The organism is Corynebacterium antarcticum, assembly GCF_016595285.2.
In the GTDB taxonomy this organism is placed as follows: domain Bacteria; phylum Actinomycetota; class Actinomycetes; order Mycobacteriales; family Mycobacteriaceae; genus Corynebacterium; species Corynebacterium antarcticum.
Genome location: NZ_JAENIP020000002.1, coordinates 304,153 through 323,955, shown reverse-complemented (window position 1 = coordinate 323,955; position 19,803 = coordinate 304,153). Strand labels below are relative to the sequence as shown.

General features: G+C 67.6%; 20 protein-coding genes. 4 read left to right on the top strand and 16 right to left on the bottom strand.

Translation table 11 applies throughout. The features are described from left to right. Window positions 1-21: 21 nt before the first annotated feature. Both JIM95_RS05625 and JIM95_RS05620 read right to left on the bottom strand, forming a co-directional pair. Window positions 22-1,404: a glutamyl-tRNA reductase gene (locus tag JIM95_RS05625; protein WP_200257863.1), complete on the bottom strand. Its 1,383-nt coding sequence runs from the start codon at window positions 1,402-1,404 to the stop codon at window positions 22-24. 136 nt (window positions 1,405-1,540) lie between these two features. Continuing rightward, window positions 1,541-1,813, bottom strand: coding sequence for a glutaredoxin family protein (locus tag JIM95_RS05620; RefSeq protein ID WP_200257865.1), 273 nt, complete (start codon window positions 1,811-1,813; stop codon window positions 1,541-1,543). 88 nt (window positions 1,814-1,901) lie between these two features. Between JIM95_RS05620 and JIM95_RS05615 the strand changes: the two genes are divergently transcribed. After that, window positions 1,902-2,948: an HAD-IB family hydrolase gene (locus JIM95_RS05615; RefSeq protein WP_200257866.1), complete on the top strand. Its 1,047-nt coding sequence runs from the start codon at window positions 1,902-1,904 to the stop codon at window positions 2,946-2,948. Between the two features lie 7 nt (window positions 2,949-2,955). Here JIM95_RS05615 and JIM95_RS05610 read toward each other — a convergent pair whose 3' ends face one another. The 9 genes from JIM95_RS05610 to JIM95_RS05570 form a co-directional block, all read right to left on the bottom strand. After that, window positions 2,956-3,750 (bottom strand): ABC transporter ATP-binding protein, encoded by a 795-nt coding sequence (locus JIM95_RS05610; protein ID WP_272493669.1) that lies wholly within the window; start codon window positions 3,748-3,750, stop codon window positions 2,956-2,958. Further along, complete coding sequence (locus JIM95_RS05605; RefSeq protein WP_200257867.1) at window positions 3,747-4,811, bottom strand: FecCD family ABC transporter permease; 1,065 nt, start codon at window positions 4,809-4,811, stop codon at window positions 3,747-3,749. Before JIM95_RS05605 ends, JIM95_RS05610 begins: the two co-directional genes overlap by 4 nt. Further along, window positions 4,808-5,890, bottom strand: coding sequence for a FecCD family ABC transporter permease (locus JIM95_RS05600; RefSeq protein WP_200257868.1), 1,083 nt, complete (start codon window positions 5,888-5,890; stop codon window positions 4,808-4,810). The genes JIM95_RS05605 and JIM95_RS05600 overlap by 4 nt, the downstream gene beginning before the upstream one ends. Before the next feature lie 8 nt (window positions 5,891-5,898). Continuing rightward, window positions 5,899-6,972, bottom strand: a complete 1,074-nt coding sequence (gene fepB, locus JIM95_RS05595; RefSeq protein WP_200257873.1) for a Fe2+-enterobactin ABC transporter substrate-binding protein — start codon at window positions 6,970-6,972, stop codon at window positions 5,899-5,901. Window positions 6,973-7,157: 185 nt separating this feature from the next. Next, window positions 7,158-7,259 carry a 30S ribosomal protein bS22 gene (locus tag JIM95_RS05590; protein WP_003855542.1) on the bottom strand — a complete coding sequence of 34 codons (102 nt, stop codon included), beginning with the start codon at window positions 7,257-7,259 and terminating at the stop codon, window positions 7,158-7,160. A 330-nt stretch (window positions 7,260-7,589) separates the two neighbouring features. After that, window positions 7,590-7,781 (bottom strand): helix-turn-helix domain-containing protein, encoded by a 192-nt coding sequence (locus JIM95_RS05585; RefSeq protein WP_200257875.1) that lies wholly within the window; start codon window positions 7,779-7,781, stop codon window positions 7,590-7,592. Window positions 7,782-8,026: 245 nt separating this feature from the next. Further along, window positions 8,027-8,878 (bottom strand): pyrroline-5-carboxylate reductase, encoded by an 852-nt coding sequence (gene proC / locus JIM95_RS05580; RefSeq protein ID WP_200257877.1) that lies wholly within the window; start codon window positions 8,876-8,878, stop codon window positions 8,027-8,029. A 69-nt stretch (window positions 8,879-8,947) separates the two neighbouring features. Beyond that, a complete protein-coding gene (locus tag JIM95_RS05575) occupies window positions 8,948-10,003 on the bottom strand; it encodes a hypothetical protein (RefSeq protein ID WP_200257879.1) in 1,056 nt (351 codons plus the stop codon). Further along, complete coding sequence (locus JIM95_RS05570; protein WP_200257881.1) at window positions 10,000-10,947, bottom strand: Ppx/GppA family phosphatase; 948 nt, start codon at window positions 10,945-10,947, stop codon at window positions 10,000-10,002. Before JIM95_RS05570 ends, JIM95_RS05575 begins: the two co-directional genes overlap by 4 nt. 33 nt (window positions 10,948-10,980) lie before the next feature. Here JIM95_RS05570 and JIM95_RS05565 point away from each other — a divergent pair, with 33 nt between their 5' ends. Beyond that, window positions 10,981-11,967: a DUF3109 family protein gene (locus tag JIM95_RS05565; protein ID WP_200257882.1), complete on the top strand. Its 987-nt coding sequence runs from the start codon at window positions 10,981-10,983 to the stop codon at window positions 11,965-11,967. On the opposite strand, the gene JIM95_RS05560 is transcribed toward JIM95_RS05565, so the two are convergent. The 4 genes from JIM95_RS05560 to mshA all read right to left on the bottom strand — a co-directional run bounded on the left by JIM95_RS05560 (window position 11,949) and on the right by mshA (window position 16,036). After that, window positions 11,949-12,635, bottom strand: coding sequence for a response regulator transcription factor (locus JIM95_RS05560; RefSeq protein WP_200257883.1), 687 nt, complete (start codon window positions 12,633-12,635; stop codon window positions 11,949-11,951). The genes JIM95_RS05565 and JIM95_RS05560 overlap by 19 nt on opposite strands. Continuing rightward, on the bottom strand, window positions 12,632-13,873 hold the full coding sequence (locus JIM95_RS05555; RefSeq protein WP_200258599.1) for a sensor histidine kinase: 1,242 nt from the start codon (window positions 13,871-13,873) through the stop codon (window positions 12,632-12,634). Before JIM95_RS05555 ends, JIM95_RS05560 begins: the two co-directional genes overlap by 4 nt. Window positions 13,874-13,927: 54 nt before the next feature. Next, entirely contained in the window at window positions 13,928-14,674 is a 747-nt protein-coding gene (locus tag JIM95_RS05550; RefSeq protein ID WP_200257884.1) for a phosphoglyceromutase, read from the bottom strand. Between the two features lie 99 nt (window positions 14,675-14,773). After that, entirely contained in the window at window positions 14,774-16,036 is a 1,263-nt protein-coding gene (gene mshA / locus JIM95_RS05545) for a D-inositol-3-phosphate glycosyltransferase (RefSeq protein ID WP_200258605.1), read from the bottom strand. 258 nt (window positions 16,037-16,294) lie between these two features. On the opposite strand from mshA, the gene JIM95_RS05540 reads away from it, so the two are divergent. Beyond that, on the top strand, window positions 16,295-18,046 hold the full coding sequence (locus tag JIM95_RS05540; RefSeq protein WP_200257885.1) for a long-chain-fatty-acid--CoA ligase: 1,752 nt from the start codon (window positions 16,295-16,297) through the stop codon (window positions 18,044-18,046). A gap of 62 nt (window positions 18,047-18,108) precedes the next feature. Here the strand turns inward: JIM95_RS05540 and JIM95_RS05535 are convergent, their stop codons facing one another. Further along, window positions 18,109-19,269: a UDP-N-acetylmuramate dehydrogenase gene (locus tag JIM95_RS05535; RefSeq protein WP_410170753.1), complete on the bottom strand. Its 1,161-nt coding sequence runs from the start codon at window positions 19,267-19,269 to the stop codon at window positions 18,109-18,111. Window positions 19,270-19,292: 23 nt separating this feature from the next. Between JIM95_RS05535 and JIM95_RS05530 the strand changes: the two genes are divergently transcribed. Then, window positions 19,293-19,796 (top strand): DUF2505 domain-containing protein, encoded by a 504-nt coding sequence (locus JIM95_RS05530; protein ID WP_200257886.1) that lies wholly within the window; start codon window positions 19,293-19,295, stop codon window positions 19,794-19,796. The last annotated feature ends 7 nt before the right edge of the window (window positions 19,797-19,803 follow it).

The following is a 19,803-nucleotide window of genomic DNA, read 5'->3' as shown; positions in this document are numbered from 1 at the left end:
GGCCTCAAAGCCAGATTCCGGTCAGGGACCGGCGACGGTGTCCGCGACGGTGGCCCGGACCGAGGTGATGGTTCCCGTGTCCCCGACGGGCAGGTCGACGGCCGCGACCGACACGGGGCGGGCGGGCTGGGGCGGGGTGAGTCCGAAGAGTTCCTGCAGCGCGGAGTCGTAGGAGACGGTACCCGAGTGGGCCGCGAGTTCCTTCACCCGCACCGTCGGCTGGTGCAGGAGCTTGTCGACGACGCGGCGGACGGTGCGGGAGACCTCCTCGCGGTCCGATTCCGACATGGCCGGAGTCCGCTGCACGAGGCGCTCCATCTCCGCCTCGACGAGGTCGGAGGCGTGGCGGCGCAGTGCGGCGACCGCCGGGACGACATCGCGGATCCGCTGCGCGGAGGAGTAGGACTCGAGTTCCTCGGAGACGATGCGCATGGCGTGCGACTGACTGTCGTCGTCGGTGTCGCGGCGGGCCTCGTGCAGCCGTTCGATGTTGACCAGCCGGACGCCGGGCAGATCGGCGACGGCGCCATCGATGTCCCGGGGGAGGGAAAGATCGATGAAGGTGATGTCCCGGCCGGTGGGGACGTCGGCGGCCGTGACGGTGAAGTTGTCCGCCCCCGTGGCGGAGATGACGATGTCGACGTCCGCGAGAGCGGCGACGCGGGCGTCGAAATCGACGACCCGGGCGGGAACCCCGGCCTCGCGGGAGTGCTCGGCGAGAATCTCGGCGCGACTTCGCGTGCGGTTCGTCAGAACGAGGCGGTCGACACCCATGCGACCGAGGTGGGTCGCGGCGAGGGATGCCATGACGCCGGCACCGAGGACCATGGCGGTGGTGCCGGAGAACGGGCGGTCACGGCCCACCCGCCCGAGCTGACGGACCGCCTCCGAACAGGCGAAGGAGACCATGGAGGCGCCGGCGTCATCGATGTCCGTCTCGGTGTGGACCCGCTTGCCGGTGTGCAGCGCACACTGCGCGAGGGCGTGGAGCGTGGGGCCCGCGGTACCGAGTTCCCGGGCCTGGGAGTACGACGCACGGACCTGCCCGATGATCTGCTGTTCCCCGACGACCATGGAGTCGAGGCCGGAGGTGACGACGAGCATGTGTTCGGCGGCGGCGTCGGCGTAGCGGACGTAGAGGGAGCGGCGCAGGACATCGGTGTCGACACCGGAGATGCGGTGGAGGACCTCGACGACGTCGTTGACGCCGGTGTGGAAGCTGTTGGTGACGCAGTAGATCTCGACGCGGTTGCAGGTGGAGACGATCATCGCCTCGGAGAGCGACGGCCGCCGGATCAGTGCCCGGGACGCCTGCTCGCGTGCGGCGTCGTCGTTCATGCTGACCTGTTCGAGGACAGCCACGGGGGCCGACCGGTGCGACATGCCGACCACGAGGACGCTCATGCTGTACACCTCACTGCTTTCGCTGCTCTGTTGCCACTGGTGGGACACCATCGTTTGATTAGGTATCAATCGAAAGGTTGACCCCGCGGTACACCCCGCGTCATCTTCGCTCAAAAGTAGCCCGCTTGTCCCGTTACTACAACAAAGCCTGCGCTAACTCGTCATCGTCGACCTCCCAGCAGGCGAACTCCTCACCATCGATGACCACGACGGGAACCCGGTCACCGTACTCCATCGCCAGCTCTGGGTCCGTGTCCACGTCCCGTAGTTCGAGTACCCCTCCGGCCTCCCCCACAACGGGCGCTATCTGTGTCGCGACACGCACACATGACCCGCAACCCTCACGCACCATCAACTCGACAGTGTGCCCACTCACGGCGCCTCCATCCCGAGATCGGTCGTCGAGCATTCCCACCGGGGAGCCGGATACCCCGTCGGGTGCCCTACGATTGGAGACGATACTGCACGATCCACCGACGAAAAGGCATCCGACGCGCGTGAGCACTTCCACCCCCGATGACGGCATCCCCGGCAGCCCCGAGGATTTCCTCGCCACCTGGTCCGCCTCCCGAGGCAATCTGCGACGTTTCCTGGAGGACACCGCACTACCCCCGGTCGACGAGTCGACCCAGCGGGCCGCCGGCGAGGCCGCGGCCGCGGCAGCCATCGCGCAGGCGTTCGATCTCGAACTCGAGGACTTCACCTCGGGGATAGCCTCGGTGTCCGGAGCCTTCGAGGCCGCGGGGTCCAACCACGTCAACGCCCCTGACCCCGACATCCAGCAGGATGCCGGTACCGCGGCGTTCTTCGACGTCGACAACACCCTGATCCAGGGTGCGTCGATCCTCGTGTTCGCCCTCGGACTGGCCCGCAAACGCTACTTCCGGGTAGGAGAGGTCCTGCCCGTGATCTGGAAGCAGGTCAAGTTCAGGGTGACCGGTTCGGAGAACGCCGAGGATGTCGCGGAGGGCCGGCAGCAGGCCCTGGAGTTCATCAAGGGGCGCGACGTGGCGGAGCTCGTGGAGCTGTGCGAGGAGATCGTCGACACCCACATGTCGGAGAAGATCTGGCCCGGGACCCGCGAACTCGCGGAGACGCACCTGGCCGCGGGACACCAGGTGTGGCTGGTGTCCGCCACCCCGGTGCAGCTCGCCCAGATCCTGGCCCGCAGGTACGGTTTCACCGGCGCACTCGGCACCGTCGCCGAGGTGAAGGACGGGAAGTTCACCGGCCGTCTCGTCGGCGACATCCTGCACGGCCCCGGCAAGAGGCACGCCGTCGCCGCGCTCGCTGCGGTGGAGGGCCTCGAACTGGAGCGTTGCGCCGCCTACTCGGACAGCATCAACGATGTCCCGATGCTGTCGATGGTGGGCACCGCCGTCGCCATCAACCCGGATTCCGATCTCCGGAGGGAAGCGGAGAAGCGTGGCTGGGAGATCCGCGACTACCGCAGCCTGCGCAAGGCCGTCCGGACCTTCGGCGTCCCGGCCCTGGTGGGTGCCGGGTTCAGCGTCCTCGGCTGGAAGTGGGTCAAGCGCAGCTGACCCGCCCCTAGGACAGCTCCGGGACGATCATCGGCCCACCGGTGACCGGGTCGGGGACCACGCGGGCATCGAGTCCGAACACGTCCCGCAGCAGACCGGCGCCCATCACCTCGTCCGGTGTTCCCGACGCCGCGATCCGCCCCTCCCCCATGACGAGCAGGTGATCGGCGTACCGGACCGCCATGTTCAGGTCGTGCAGGACCATGACGATCGTCTTTCCCTCCTCGTCGCAGAGCCTGCGCACCAGGGAGAGCACGTCGATGCTGTGCGCGAGATCGAGATAGGTCGTCGGCTCGTCGAGCAGGAGCGTGGGGGTGTCCTGCGCGAGGGTCATAGCGATCCACACCCGTTGCCGCTGGCCGCCGGACAGCTGGTCGAGGGTCCGCGCCACGAGATCGGGTACGCCGGTGGTCTCCAGCGCGCGACCGACCTCGGCCTCGTCGCGGGTGGACCACTGGCTCCACCACGTCTGGTGCGGGTGCCTGCCGCGCGCGACGAGCTGCGCGACGGTGAGCCCGTCCGGTGCGGTGGGCTGCTGCGGCAGCAGGGCGATAAGCCTCGCCCGTTCCCGCCTGGGTACCGAGCGCAGATCACGGTCATCGAGCAGCACACCGCCCCGGTAGGGCAGCAGCGTGGAGAAGCAGGACAGCAGCGTCGACTTCCCACAGCCGTTCGGCCCGATCAACGCGGTGATCCGGCCCGCGGGGATGTCGGTGTCGATGCCGTGCAGGATCTCCGTGTCCCCGTACCCCGCGGTCAACCCGCGGGCCCGGAGTCGGAATTCGCCGTTCGGGGACATCATTGTCCTTTCCGGTTGAGGGAGACGATCATCCAGAGCAGTACCGGCGCACCGGCAAGTGCGGTCACGATCCCGACGGGAACCTCCCACGGGAGGATCGCCCGCGCAGCGAGATCCGCGGCCGCGACCGTCACGGCCCCGGTCAGTGCCGAGAGCACGAGCGGCGGGGTCGCTGAACCTGCCGCGATCCGGGCGATCTGGGGGGTGACGAAGGCGACGAAGCCGATGGGGCCGGCGGCGCTGACCGCGACGGCGGCGAGGACCACCGCGGTGAGCAGCTGCGCGGCCTGCGCCACGGTGACGTGGTGTCCGAGGGTGTGCGCCGTGGCGGGCCCCAGTGCCAGCGCACCGAGGACGAAGGCGAGCCATCCGGCGGCGAGTGTGGCGGCCAGGAGGACCGCGGCCGGGGCCCAGGCGTGGGCGAAGTCCCGCCCGTTGAGCGAGCCGGTGAGCCAGAGTTGCGCGGCGGCCGCCCGTTCCAGGGTGGTGCGGGCGATGATCCACGTGTTCACGGCACCCAGGAACATGGAGACGGCGACGCCGATCAACACGAGGCTCAGCATGTTGTTGCGTTCCCGGCCGACCAGGAACCACACCGCCACAGCGGTACCGAGCGCCCCGATCACCGCGGTGAGCGTCAGCCCGACGGATCCGAGGAGCAGGCTGGTCCCCTGCCCCAGGACACCACCGGTGCCGGCGAAGGCGATGACGCTGACGGCGGCGAAACTCGCGCCGTGTGTGACCCCGAGGATGTCTGGGCTGGCCAACGGGTTCCGGGCCAGTGTCTGGGTCAGTGCCCCGGAGAACCCGAGGCACGCGCCCACGAGCAGAGCGACGACGGCTCTGCCGAGCCGCAGGTCCCAGACGATGGTGCGTTCGATCTCCGTTCCGCGGCCGAGGAGGATGCGCCACACGTCCGCCGGTGCGAGCGGGTAGCTTCCCAGTCCGAGCCCGACGGTGAACACCACGACACCGAGCCCGATGAGCAGGAGTCCGATGAGCAGGGGACGCGGCCGCCAGACGACGGAGATCCCCCCGGCGCGGAAGGCCCTGATCCCGCTCACAGTCCCACCACCGTCCGCCTGCGCACGAGCAGGATGAACACCGGAACCCCGACGAGCGCCAGAACTATACCCATGGCCATTTCGTCGGGCCTGGCCATCACGCGGCCGGCCATGTCCGCCCAGAGCGTCAGGATCGCTCCCGCCACCGCCGCCCCGGGGATGATCCTCCGGTAGTCGGGCCCGGCGAGGGTGCGCATCATGTGCGGCGCCGCGAGGCCGACGAAGGACAGGGGCCCGGCTGCGGCTGTCGCCGCACCACCGAGCATCGCCACGGTCGCCAGCCCAAGGACGCGGACCCGGGTCACGGGAAGACCGAGGCTGGCTGCCGTCGTCGTCCCGAGGGCGATGAGGTTGAGCCCCGGTGCCTGGGTGAGTGCGAGCACGAGACCGACGACGATGACCGGTGCCGTGGCGGTGACCACGTCCATCCGGCGGCCGGCCAGGGAACCCGTCGCCCAGAGTCGCATCTGGTCCAGGACCATGTCGCTGGACAGCACCATCAGGTGAACGTAGGCCATGAGGAGCGCACTGACCGCTACGCCGGCGAGAATGACCGTCACCGGGTTCGCCGCGGCCGGCCCTCCGGAAGACAACAGGAAGATGAGGATCGTGACCGCCGCACACCCGGCCATCGCCGGGTAGACGTAACCCGAGGCGCTCGTCGCGACACCGCCACCGATCACCGTGACCACGGCGGCCGCGGCGCCCGCGTTGATTCCGAGGATTCCGGGATCCGCGAGCGGATTCCTGGTGTGCCCCTGGATGATCGCACCCGCGGCACCCAGCGCGGCACCGCAGAGGACCGCGAGGATCGTGCGGGGTAGCCGGTAGGTACCGATCAGGACCGTGAGTTCATCGACGTCGCCGGCGGCGATCGTGGGGTCGAGGAGATACTCGAGCGCACCGGGGATCCGGTGGAGCGCCTCCCCGACCGCATTCACCCGGGAGCCGACCGTGAGGCTCACCAGAGCGCTGCCCGTGAGCACACCGATGAGCAGGAGTATCACCAGCACGAACCGCCCGCTGCCGGGCTGGACCTGGCGTGCGGGCGGAGCGTGGGTCGTGGAGGAGGAATTCATGCCGGGGATCAGGAGGCGAAGAGCTCCCGGATCTTCTCGACCATGTCTGTGGCGGAGAAGTAGTCCAGTCGGAAGGTGTCGGCGCCGAGAGCGTAGACGCGCTCGTTCTGGACGGCTGCGGTCCCGGCGAGCGCGGGATCCGCGAGAACGGTGGGCACGAGCTTGTCTGCGGCGGCGGCGAGCAGAACCGTTTCACCGTTCATGGCGACGGGGAGGTTCTCCCCGGAGACCTTCACGATGTCGCTGCGCTTGCCCTTGGACTCGTTGCCCTTGACCGAGTCGGGGATCGGTGCGATCTCGAAGCCGAGGGACGCCAGCAGGCGGTTCTGCGCGGCCTCGTCGGTGAATACGTTCGCTCCCTTGCCGTCAGGCAGGTAGACCATCGTGTTCACGGGCTGTTCCGGCAGGGTGATGGCATCGGCGACCTCTGCGACGAGGGAGTCGAAGTCGTTGAGTGCCTTGTCCGCCTGCTTCTCGTGGCCGGTGATCTCACCGAGCTGACGGGTGACGTCCTCCCAGGTCTTGTCACCGTAGTCGATCACGACCGTCGGGACGACAGGGGACAGCTGATCGACGAGATCGACCGCGGAATCGCGGCCAGTGGCGGCGACGAGGACGAGGTCCGGCTTCTCGGCGAGAATGGCCTCGAGATCTGGTTCCTTGGTGTACAGCGGATTGACGCCACGATCCTCAGCCACGGAAGCCCACTGCTTGAAGAAGCCCTGACTATCGGAGAACGGGGTGTCGGGCTGGCCTGCCCCGGAAGCCACGACAGGGGCGTCGATGGCCAGGAGGCTGCCGGTGAGGGTGACGGAGGTGGACACGATGCGTTCGGGTTGGGACGGAATCTCGACCTCACCGTTGACGGCGTCGATCATCCGCGGCCACGATGCCTCGGCGGTGGCCTCCCCCGTGGCGGAGGTCTCCGCAACGGTCGTCGCCCGGGTGCCGTCCGCGGCACTGTCGGTCTCCTCGACTGAGGAGTTGCATGCGGCGAGCCCCAGTGCGAGCACCACCGTGGTAGCGCCGACACGGAGCATCCCCCGGAGTGGCTGCCGGTTGCGTGTGGATGTCGATGTCATGCGGTTGAATCTCCCATTCATTCGGTTTCCCTCCGGTTAGGAGAGCCTGTCAAATTCGAGTGCAACCTTACTCTCAAATGGTCGTCGGGGGCGGAGACACCGGGAACCACCTCGGACGCACACGGAAAACCGGCCGCGCACCCGGGATGTTACGGGAGCGGGCCGGTCGCGAGCGGGCCAGTGGCCTACTTGCCGAGTTTCCTGCGCTGAACGCGGGTACGGCGGAGCATCTTGCGGTGCTTCTTCTTCGACATGCGCTTGCGGCGCTTCTTGATGACTGAACCCATTGGGTGTCCTCGCTTTTGCTCGTAGGTGTATGTACATACCCTGCCCACTGTCTCCGGCGTGCGGTCGCGGGGCCGAGTGCACTTTCAGTCCACCGGACACCGCCGTCACACCCGGGGTGACCCATCAACCGAATTCCGGAACAATCCCGGCTTCTCCGGATGACGGCCGACCACCGTCGGAACGACGGTCACCGAAAACGTTCGCAGGCACGAATGCAACCATCATACCGGGGTGACGGGCGAGCACAAAAAAATCCGGCCCCGTAGACCCTGGAAACCAGGGACACGGGGTCGGATTTCTCCTCCTCGGACGGGAACCGGCGAAAAGCGTCAGCCCACGTTGTAGTAGGAGGAATCAAGGTAGTCATTGACCGCCTTCTCATGGACGCGGAACGAACGCCCCACCCGGACCGCCGGCAAATCACCGGAGTGGACCAGGCGGTAAACCGTCATCTTGGAAACGCGCATGATCTCCGCGACCTCGGCGACGGTCAAAAAGGTTCCGTTTTCTTCATGTGCCATATTCATTCAACCCTTCAGCCCGTGGCGCGCTGCAGGCTTCCCCTCCTGCAGATCGGTCACGCACGTGCTCTGATAAGCCTACCGTGAACCCTGTGACTGTTGCGACCTGAGTTGCCGAATATTTCAGCGGGCACGGGGGCCGAACCGGGGTTCCCCACGTCGTCACTGGTCAAGGGAGGGGCGGAGGACGAGAGTCCACCCCGCCGGGCACACCCACCGACGACCCCTGCACTCGGAATCTGGCTCTAGCCCTCATCGTCGTCGGAACCCGACGGAGAACCGGCACTCATGCGGCCGATCTCCGCGGACCGCTGCGCACACGCCTGGGTAGCACGGTAGAACGCGGCACGGATCCCGTGCTCCTCCAGCACACGGATCGCCGCGATCGTCGTACCCCCGGGTGAACAGACGTTGGCACGCAGCTCCGAAGGCCCGAGATCCCCCTCGAGCATCATGTGGGCCGCACCGGTCAGCGTGGACACGGCGAGCTGCGCCGCGAGTTCCCTGGGCAGCCCGAGATTCACCCCACCGTCGATCATCGCCTCCGCGACGAGGAACAGGTAGGCCGGGGACGACCCCGACATGGCGGTCACCGCATCCATCTGGTTCTCCTCGACCACGACAACGTCGCCGACGGTGTCGAGGAGCTCGGACACCTGGTCCAGCTGGTCATCGCTGACGAAGCGACCAGCGGCCACCGCGCACATCCCGCGCCCGACGAGCATCGGGGTGTTCGGCATGACGCGGACGACCGGGGTCCCGGCGGACACGACATCCTCGAGACTCCTCAGAGGGACACCCGCGGCCATGGAGATCACGGTGGTGTCCTCGGCATTGTTGTCGATGGTGTCCGATAGTTCGGCGAGGACCGCCACGGTGTCCTTCGGTTTCACACAGAGAAACACCACATCGATCCCGTCGATGGCCTGGCGGTTGTCCGTGAAGTCGATGATCCCGTATTCATCGGTCAACTCCCGTCCACGCTCCGGGCGTCGATTCGAGACGTGGACGTCCTTGGGGGACACACCACCGTTCACGAGACCCGAGACCAGCGCCTCGCCGATCTTTCCTCCACCGATTACAGCAATCTTCGTCATGGCCTCCACCCTGCCATGAACGCCCCCGGTCCGCATCGGTCACCCCACAGGAGCGGGCGCGACGGAACGTCAGGCGGTGAGGAGCGGACCGAAGGTGACGGCGAGGCCCGCGAGGCCCGCGAGGAACATGGACAGGCCATCCCGCTCTGTCCTGAGCGCATGGACGATGCCGATGATGCCGCCGGTCACCGCGATCGCGAGCACCGCGGTGACCGCGGTGTTGAAGTGGCCCCACAACTTCTCGAAACCGAAGAAGAGCGCGACTCCGACGATGAGCCCCAGCAGGATCATCCCGAAGACCGCCGCGACGGAGACCTTTCCCTGCTCCGCCGCGCCGTCCTGTCCCTCCTGGGCGACACCGGCGTCTTCGGGGGCCACCGGGGACCGCGGTTCCGGCTCCTCAGTGGCGACGGCGGTCATCTCGGTCGTGGGGGGAACCTCGTTGACGGCGGGGGTACGCGCTTCGTTGACGGCATCCTCGTCAGGCACGGCCACCGGGGCGTCCCCGGTCGCCGGAGGGACCTCCGGCGCCGGATCCTTCGCCCGCTCCTGCTGAACCTGACGCGGGGTGATCTGGGGGAACTCACCGGTGGTCAGCCGGACCGGATCCTCATCGGTGACCACCGACAGGACGACCGTCTCATCAGAGCTGGGGCGGGTGGCCTCCGGAGCGGCGTCGGCGGCGTCCGCCGAATCCTTCCGGGGAACGTCGGTGGGTGCGGTGGACGCGGTCGCCGGAGCCTCACCGGCGTCGACCCCGCCGGGGACATCTGCGTCACCGGTGGACGGTGTGACGTCGTCTTCGCCGGCATCGGAGCGGGTGGGAACCGCTGTGGGGCCCTCCGTCTCCCCGACGACGGGCGAGCTGTGCCGGGCGACGGTCTGCGGCCCGGTCGGGGTCTCATCCGCGGCCCGGTCCGCATCATCCAACGGGACACTGGAGTGGCGGCTCTCAGCCGGCTTCGAATCCACGGCGGGAATGGACCCCGTCAGCTCGGCGACGGAGACTCCGCCCTCATCGAGGCTGCGACGACGGCGCCGACGGGGCCTGGGGGTGTCCTCCCGGCCCTCCTCTGCTGCGGCGCGCGCCATCAGCTCCGCGACGGTGAGTTTCTTCTCGCTCATGTGCGCGTCCTTTCATAGTCCATGCCCTGTTCCGTGCGGCGCAGGATCACTCCCTCGCGGAGCGCCCAGGGGCAGATCTCCAGTTGCTCCAAGCCAAGCGCACGCATGGCCGCTTCCGCAACCAAAGCACCCGCCACGATCTGGTGGGACCTGTCGGAACTGACCCCCTCCAGCTCAGCACGATCCGCGGCGGTCATCCGGGAGATGAAGGCGATGAGCTGACGGAGGCCCGGAGCAGTCAGAGTACGCTTCACCCGCGGCCCGGCCGAGGAGGGCGCCGCACCGGTGAGTCTCGCGAGGGTACGGAATGTCTTGGAGGTTCCCACCGCGAGTTCAGCGGGCCCGCATCGCTTCATCACCTTGGCGGGCTCGAGGAGCTCCGCGTCGATGAAGTCACGCAGCACGTTGACCGTCTTGCGCTGTGGCGGGTCCGTGTCGAACCACTGGTGGGTCAGGCGTCCGGCGCCGAGGTCCAGGGAGAACGCGGCGTCCGGTACCTCGTCGGTTCCGGTGGACAGCTCCAGGGAGCCGCCCCCGATGTCGAGATTGGTGATCCTCCCGGTGGACCAGCCGTACCAGCGACGCACAGCGAGGAACGTCAGTTTCGCCTCATCCTCACCGGAGAGGACCTCCAACCGGACACCCGTCTCGCGCTCGACGGTGTCGATCACGTCCTGGCCGTTGGTGGCGGAACGGATGGCGGACGTGGCGAAGGGGAGAATGTCCTCGCAGTTGAGCTGCTCGGTGAGCTCCGCGGCCTCTGAGACACCCTTGACCAGGCGTTTAACGCCCTTTTCGTTGATGGCACCGGCTTTGTCGAGGTACTCGACGAGCCGCATGGTGGTCTTCCAGTCGCTCATCGCGGTGGGGCGGCCGCCCGCACGGGCGTCCACCACCACAAGATGGACCGTGTTACTTCCGACGTCCAATACACCTAATCTCACATCCCCAGGGTAGACGGTCTAGCGTAGGCAGGTGTGAATTGCCCGCAGACCGAATCCGTGTCGCGGCCGGTGCAACTGGGTTTCCCGGCCAGCTCACCGGCCGCCGCGTCGATCCGCGCCGGAACGGAGCTGCCACCGGACTTCCCCCGCGAATGGTTCGAGTTCACGGATCCGAACGATCCGGAGCACGTCTTCTCCATCGATCTCACGTGGCTGGAATCGCACTACAGCTGCCAGTTCGGCACGGGAACATGCCAGGGAATCGACGCGGACTCACCCGATGTCGGGTGCTGCGTGCACGGCGCCTTCCTCTGCGATGAGGAGGATCGGGAGCAGCTCCTCGACGCCGTCTCCCGGATGCCCGCGGATTTCTGGCAGCTCCGCCCCGACGGCGTCGACGACTGGCTCAGGGAGTGTGCTGAGGGCGGAGAGCCGGGTACGATCGAGCCGTGGTTGGAGTGGGATGAACTCGACGGGGACGACGGGGAGCCCGAACCAGCCCTGAAGACGGTGGTGACCAACGGCGCCTGCATCTTCGCGAACCGGGCGGGCTGGGCGACCGGCGCGGGGTGTGCACTGCACCAGTGGGGAGCCGCGACCGGGGAGGACCTGACGGTGGTGAAACCGGAGGTCTGCTGGCAGCTTCCGCTGCGGAGGCTCGAGGACTGGGAGGACCGTGGCGACGGCACCGAGATCCTGCGCACCACGATCACCGAGTACACGCGCCGCGGCTGGGGTGAGGGAGGCGAGGACTTCGACTGGTACTGCACCACATCTCCGGCGTGTCACACCTCGTCGCAACCGGTCTGGTTGAGCCACCGGCAGGAACTGATCGCCCTGATGGGTGAGGACTCCTACGCGATTCTCGCCGGGCACTGCGGCGCGCGGCGGGCCGCCGTCGATGCACTCCGAGACTCGGGCTTCACCCCGGACACGCCGTTCGGGTCTCCCCACCCGGCGACCGTGGCGGCCCGGCGGGAGGCCGCCGAGGGTGAGTCGCGTCAGTCCTCGAACTTGTAACCCAGCCCCCGGACCGTGACCAGGTACCGCGGACGGGAGGGCTCCTCCTCGATCTTGGCGCGCAGCCGCTTCACGTGGACATCCAGGGTCTTGGTGTCGCCGACGTAGTCGGCTCCCCAGACCCGGTCGATGAGCTGGCTCCGGGTGAGCACCCGCCCGGTGTTCCGGAGCAGGTACTCGAGCAGGTCGAATTCCTTGAGCGGCATGGCGACCTCCACACCGTCGACGGCCACGGTGTGCCGTTCGACGTCCATGCGGACCCTTCCGGCGGAGAGCACCTGGGTGTCCCCACCATCGTCGTCGACGTCGCCACCCCTCCGCAGCACCGCGCGAATCCGGGCGATGAGTTCCCGGGACGAGTAGGGCTTGGTCACGTAGTCGTCGGCACCCAGCTCGAGGCCGACCACCTTGTCGATCTCCGAGTCCCGGGCGGTGACCATGATGACGGGAACGGACGACATCGAACGCAACCGCCTGCACACGTCGGTCCCGGACATTCCCGGCAGCATGAGGTCGAGCAGGACGATGTCGATCTCGTTCCGCTCGAACTCCACCAGAGCGGTGGGCCCGTCAGACGCGATGACGACGTCGAAACCCTCCTTCTTCAGGAGAAACGCCAACGGGTCTGCCAACGATTCCTCGTCCTCGACCAGCAGGATACGGGTCATGTTGCACGGTCCTTTCTGCGGGCGCGCAGGGGCGCCGGTTTCTTCTTCAGGTCAATGGCCCCGGTGAGCTCGACGTCATCGGGAGGCTCGTCACCACGATCCCGGTGAACCGGGAGAATGAGCGTGAATGTGGAGCCGGTCCCCGGTCGGGACCAGAGGGTGATCGAACCTCCGTGATTCGCGGCGACATGTTTGACGATCGCCAGGCCCAGCCCCGTCCCGCCGGTCGAACGGGACCGGGCCTTGTCGACCCGGAAGAACCGCTCGAACACACGCTTCTGGTCCTCCGGGGCGATGCCGATCCCCCGGTCGGTCACCCGGATATGGACCTCCGAGCCGTCGTCGGTGATCTTCTGGGAGACCGAGACAGTGGTCTCCGAGGGTGAGTAGTTGATGGCGTTGCCGATCAGATTCGACACGGCGGTCGTGAGCAAACTCACATCACCGTCGACCTGTACGCCGGTGTCCGCCCCCCGGATCAGGGTGATGCCGGCATTCTCCGCGGCGAGTTCATTGCGCGTGAGCGCCTCCCCGATGACCTCATCAACGGACACCGGTTCCATTCCCGGGAGCTTCTCGGCACCCTGGAGCTTGGACAGGGAGATCAGCTCATTGATCATGTCGGCGAGCCGGTGAGCCTCCTTGGTCAGGCGCCCACCGAAATAGCTGACCGATTCCGGATCATCCGCGGATTCGATCAACGCCTCGGCGAGCAGCGCCATGCCACCCACCGGGGTCTTGAGCTCATGCGAGACGTTGGCGACGAAGTCCCGGCGCGCGGATTCCATCCGGACGTTCTCCGATTCGTCCGTGCCGTAGACGATGACGAACCGGGAGTCGGCCCGGGTGAGGGGCTTGACGACGGCCTGAACGGCCATCACACGGCTGCCTGATCGTTTCGCCGGGCCGGCGAGATCGATGGAGCGGGGCTCGCGGTCCTCGAAGACATCGCCGACGCACGCCCAGACCTTCTCGTTCAGGGACCGTTCGTGCACGATCCCCATCTCGTGGGCCCGGGAATTGGAGAGGACCACGTCTCCCCCGCGCCCGACGACGGTCACCGCCGTCGGGGAACCCTGCACCGCGAGGTGCAGGACCTGGGAGACCGTGGTCACCTGGTGCTCCGCGAGGGTCGCCGCGGAGCGTTTCGTCCGGAGTCGCTGCCGGAGGAACTCAACGGCGGGGGCCGCCCACAGCGTGAGGATCACACCGCCGGCGAACCCCGCCCACACAGACAGAGACACCTACCGTCTACCTTCAGATCATCGACTTCTCGGACCAGATCCGTCCGGTCACTTACCGCCTTGGGCGGCGACAGCCGCGGCGCCCGCCGCGGCGGCCTCGGGATCGAGGTAGGTTCCGCCCGGGTTGAGGACGTTGCCCTTCTCATCGAGCTCGTAGACCAGCGGGATGCCGGTGGGGATGTTCAGGCCCGCGATGTCCTCGTCGGAGATGCCGTCGAGATGCTTGACCAGGGCACGCAGGGAGTTGCCGTGCGCGGCCAGCAGAACGGTCTCGCCGGCCAGTGCGCGGGGCAGGATCTCCTCGGTGAAGTACGGAACGAAGCGCGCGACGACGTCCTTGAGGCACTCGGTGTCCGGTACCTTGTCGAGATCGGCGTAGCGCGGGTCGTGCGCCTGGGAGAACTCGGCGTCCGCGTCGAGGGCCGGCGGCGGGGTGTCGTACGAACGACGCCACGCCATGAACTGTTCCTCGCCGTACTTGTCCTTCGTCTCGGCCTTGTTCAGGCCCTGGAGGGCGCCGTAGTGGCGCTCGTTGAGGCGCCAGTCGCGCACGACGGGGATCCAGTGCCGGTCTGCGGCATCAAGGGCGATGTTGGCCGTGTTGATGGCGCGACGCTGCAGTGATGTGTAGACCACGTCCGGGAGAATGTCGTTCTCGCGCAGCAGTTCACCACCGCGACGGGCTTCGGCGCGACCCTTGTCGGTCAGGTCGACGTCCACCCACCCGGTGAACTGGTTCGAGGCGTTCCACTGGCTCTGGCCGTGGCGGAGCAGAATTAGCTTTCCGGTATTCATACCGTCCATTGTTCCACGCCGGGCGTGATCGTGCCGACGGTGGCCGGAAACCCCGGCAGGATTCACCGGAAGTTCACACGGGGGTCACCGGTGACGGTGTCACCCGGCCGCCCGCCGTGAGTAGCACCGCCCCGGGGTGTGCTCGATGACCCCGCGGTAGAGTTCCGCGAGATTCGCCGCGGTCCGCGGCCAGCTGAATTCCGCCGCGTGGCCCACCGCAGCCTCGCCCATCGCGATCCGCACCGCATCGTCGTCGAGCAGACCGGCGAGGGCATCCGCCCACGCCGACGCGTCATGTGAATCGACCAGGACACCGCTCTTCCCGTCGGCGACGGCGATAGGGAGGCCTCCGACCCGCGCCGCGACGACCGGGGTGCCCGCCGCCTGCGCCTCGACCGCAACGAGACCGAAGGACTCGTTGTAGCTGGGGACCGCGACAACGTCCGCCGCCCGGTAGACGGTGACCAGTTCCTCCGGGGGCCGGGGATCGAGGAACCTGATCCGGCGTGCGACACCGAGGTCCTCCGCGAGTTCGCGGTACTGTTCGGGGGTCGCCGAGCGGCCGGACGGTCCGCCGCAGATGATGACCCGGAGGTTGCGGTGGGGATCCCTCCGGAGCAGCTCCGCCACAGCCCGGATCAGGACCTGCGGCCCCTTGAACTCCTGCAACCGGCCGACGAAGGCGACGACCTTCGCGTGCAACGGAATCCCGAGTTCACGGCGGCAGCGTTCGGTGGCCCGTTCCGTGCCCGGGGTGAACAGTTCGGTGTCGGCGCCCGGCGGGATGACGGTGATCGAGTCCGGTACCGCGTCGTAGTGGCACTCCAGGTTCAGCGCCTCCTCGCGGGTGTTGACGACCAGCTGGTCCGCGTTGTCCACTATCTGCTGCTCACAGATGCGGCGGGCCTCAGATTCCGGCGAGTCCTCGGCGCTGATGTGTTCGTTCTTCACCGCCGCGAGCGTGTGCGCGGTGTGCACCAGGGGAACCTGCCACACGTCCCGGAGCAGCCATCCGACCTGACCGGACAGCCAGTAGTGGGAGTGGATCACGTCGTAGCTGAGTGCCGCACAGCGGGCGAACAGCAGAATTCCCCCGGCGAACGCGGCCAGCTGTGTCGGCAGCGCCTCCTTGTCCAGCCCCTCGTAGGGGCCGGCGACGACGTTGATGATCCGGAGGTTGGGTTCCACCTCGACCACCTCCCCCTGGCTGGGCCGGGTGGCCCGGGTGAACACGTCCACCGAGATTCCCTCTCTGGCGAGCTGCCGGGCGGTCGAGGCGATGTAGACGTTCATCCCGCCGGCGTCCCCGCTGCCGGGCTGCTGAAGCGGGGACGTGTGCATGGAGATCATCGCGACGCGCATGACGGCCATCCTAATCTCCCCCGATCTCCCCGCCCCACCCGTACCCGGCACGACCGGGAACCCGAGTGAACACTCATCTTTCGGCGCTATACTCGAATGGCACTGACGCTCTCTCAACCGGTCGGGAGGGGACCCCGACGGAAGACTGGATCATGATGCCCCCAGCCTGCTCCCGGCCACCACCCGAAGCGTCGGCACCGCTTCGGGTGGTGCGCACGATCCCCCGCCGGTGAGCACATATTCCTACGAAGGGACACCATGTCGGCACTTGAATCAAAAGCCTGGCTCGATCACTACGCGGACTGGACACCGCACAATCTCGAGTACGGTGACGCGACGCTGATCGACCACTACAACAACAATCTGGCGGTCAACGGCGACAAGAACGCCACCCGTTTCTTCGGTCGGACCCAGTCCTACAACGACCTCGACCGTCAGGTGCGCCGGGCGGCCGCGGGACTCCGGGCCTTCGGTGTCCGTCCCGGGGACCGGGTCGCCCTCCTGATGCCGAACTGCCCGCAGCACATCATCGCCTTCTACGCGGTGCTGAAACTCGGTGCCACCGTGGTGGAGCACAACCCCCTCTACACGGCCCACGAGCTGGAGCACCCGTTCAACGACCACGGCGCCCGGGTCGCGATCTGCTGGGACAAGACCTCCGGCACCCTGGAGAAGCTCCGGGGTCGCACCCAGCTCGAGACGATCATCAGCGTCAACATGATCGAGGCGATGCCCCGCAGCCAGCAGCTCCTGCTGAAGCTTCCGCTCCCGGTGATCCACAAGATGCGCGACCGCCTGACCGGGGACGCACCCAACACGGTGCCCTGGGAGGCACTCATCGGACAGGCCATCGGGGGTGACGGTCGCAATCTCGAGGATCCGGAGACCACGAAGGACGACATCGCCCTCATCCTCTACACCTCAGGCACGACCGGCGCGCCGAAGGGGGCACAGCTCAGCCACGGCAACCTCGTGGCCAACATCATCCAGGGCAAGCACTGGGTACCCGGGCTCGGGGACAAGGACGAGGTGCTCCTCGCGGCGTTGCCGATGTTCCACGCGTACGGCCTGACCATGAACGTCACGCTCGGTGTCTTCATCGGCGGCGAGATCATCCTGCTGCCCGCCCCCGATCTGAAACTCATCATGAAGGTGATGAAGAAGAACACGCCGACCTGGCTCCCCGGTGTCCCGGCGCTCTACGAGCGCATCGTCGAGGCCGCGGAGACCGCCGGGATCGACATCTCGGGCGTCCGGAACAGCTTCTGCGGAGCGTCCACCCTGCCCACCCGCACCGTCGAACGGTGGGAACGCTACACCGGCGGCCTGCTCGTCGAGGGGTACGGCCTGACGGAGACGTCACCGATCATCGTGGGCAACCCGATGACCCCGACCCGTCGACCCGGATATGTCGGGATTCCGTTCCCCGACACCGAGGTCCGTATCGCGGACCCCGACAACCTCGACGTGACGATGCCGGACGGCCAAGAGGGCGAAGTACTCGTCCGCGGGCCCCAGGTGTTCCAGGGCTACCTCAACCAGCCGGAGGCGACCGAGAAGTCCTTCCACGACGGCTGGTACTGCACCGGCGATGTCGGAGTCATGGAACCGGACGGTTTCATCCGCCTGGTGGCACGCATCAAGGAGGTCATCATCACGGGTGGTTTCAACGTCTACCCGGGAGAGGTGGAGGAGGCGCTGATGGCGCACCCGGATGTCGCCGACGCCACCGTGGTGGGCATGCCCCGCTCCGACGGCTCGGAGTCCGTGGTCGCCGCGATCACCCTCACGGAGGGGGCGGCCCTCGACCCGGAGGGCCTGAAGGAACACTGCCGCGAGATGCTGACCAGGTACAAGGTTCCCCGCCGGTTCTACCACTTCGACGAGATGCCGCGGGACCAGATCGGCAAGATCCGCCGCAGGGAGGTCCGTGATCAGCTCGTCGAACGCTACGGCAGCGAGGCGGAGAAGAAGGCGCTGAAGGAGGCCGAGGAGAAGCGGTCCAGGTAGCCGCCGACAGGCGGACCGGTGGGCCGTTCGGGTTCGCGGGCACCCGGGCCCGGGTGGGCGGCTCACCCGTCGATGTCGACCCCGACCCAGACGGGTTCCGGGTGCAGGGTGACCCCGAACGCATCCCGGACCCCCGCGCGGACCTCCCGGGCCAGACCGACGAGATCAGCCGTCGTCGCCCCACCCCGGTTGGTCAGTGCGAGGGTGTGCAGGGTGGACAGGCGGACAGATGCTTCCGGCCCCGGGTACCCCCTGACGAACCCGGCGCGCTCGATGAGCCACGCCGCGGAGAGCTTGGAGTGCCCCTCGCCCGCCGGGTAACAGGGCATCGCGTCGGCGACGGCTGCGCCGTGCAACCGGGCCACGGCGTCACGGACCGCCGCGGCGTCCGCGGTGGCGATGACGGGATTGGTGAAGAAGGAACCCGCGGACCAGGTGTCATGGTCTGCGGGGTCGTGGACCATGCCCTTTCCGCGGCGGAGCTCGAGGACCGCGTCCCGGACCGCCGACGCCGGTCGGCGCACGGTGCCCGGGGCTCCGGCGTCGGCGGCGGTGACACCGAGGCGCCTGGCGAGCTCCCCGAACCGTAGCGGTGCGCTCAATCCGTCGGTGCGCAGCTGCAGTTCGATCGCGAGCACGACCCCCCTGCCGGTGTGCTTCAGGTTCGAGGTCCGGTAGCCGAGATCGAGGGCGCCCGCGGACACCCATTCCACGGTGCCGGTCGCCCGATCGAGGAGGAGAACGCGGGTGAGCACATCGGCGATCTCCGCGCCGTACGCGCCGACATTCTGGACCGGCGTCGCACCGGCGCTGCCGGGGATTCCGGAGAGACACTCGATGCCGCCGAGTCCCGCATCGATCGATGCCGAGACGACGTCGTCCCACACGGCTCCCGCGTCCGCCCGCAGGAATCCGGTGTCGGTGTCGATGTCGATCTCCGAGCAGTCCACGGCAACGGCGATGAGGGGCAGGTCTCCGTCGGCGACGACCAGGTTCGAGCCACCACCGACGACGAGCAGCGGGAGGTCCAGGGAATCGGCGCGTGAGACCGCGGTGGCGAGAGCGTCCGGGGTCGCACAGTGCACGGCGCCCACCGGACGGCCGCCCAGGTGCAGGGTCGTGGCGTCGGAGAACCGGAAGTCGTCGGCGAAGCGGATCCCGTCAACCCCCCGGAGAGCGTCGTGGAGTTCGTTGAATCTGTGGGTCAGCGATGAAAGGGACACCCTCTTAACGGTAGTCTTAACCCATGACCACGCGTAAAGAGAACACTGCAACCGTCAATTTCCCGCCCGCGGCCGTGCACGCTGCACTGACCAACCCGGACTACTGGGCGTACAACGTAGTCAACCTCTCCTCCGAGGCCGGTGAGGTGCACTCCTTCGAGGCCGTCGACGGTGGCGCCGAGATCGTGCTCTACGAGGTTATGCCCACCGATCTGCTGCCCGAGGCCGTCCGCGCGATGATCAGCCAGGCGCTGAAGATCAAGCGAACCGTGAAGATCGGACCGCTGAACGGATCCGACGCCGAGGGCCGCTACACCGCGGACGTCAAGGGCGCACCCGTCGATTTCTCCGGCGACCTGAAGCTGACCGGTGACGATTCCACCGCCACGATGCACTACAGCCACGAGATCAATGTCACGGTCCCGTTCATGGGCCCCGCCATCGAACCGAAGGTCGCCGACGCCGTCGCCGAACTCACGGTGACCGAGGCTGAGTTGACAGAGAAGTGGATCTCCGAGAACAACTGATCCGTCC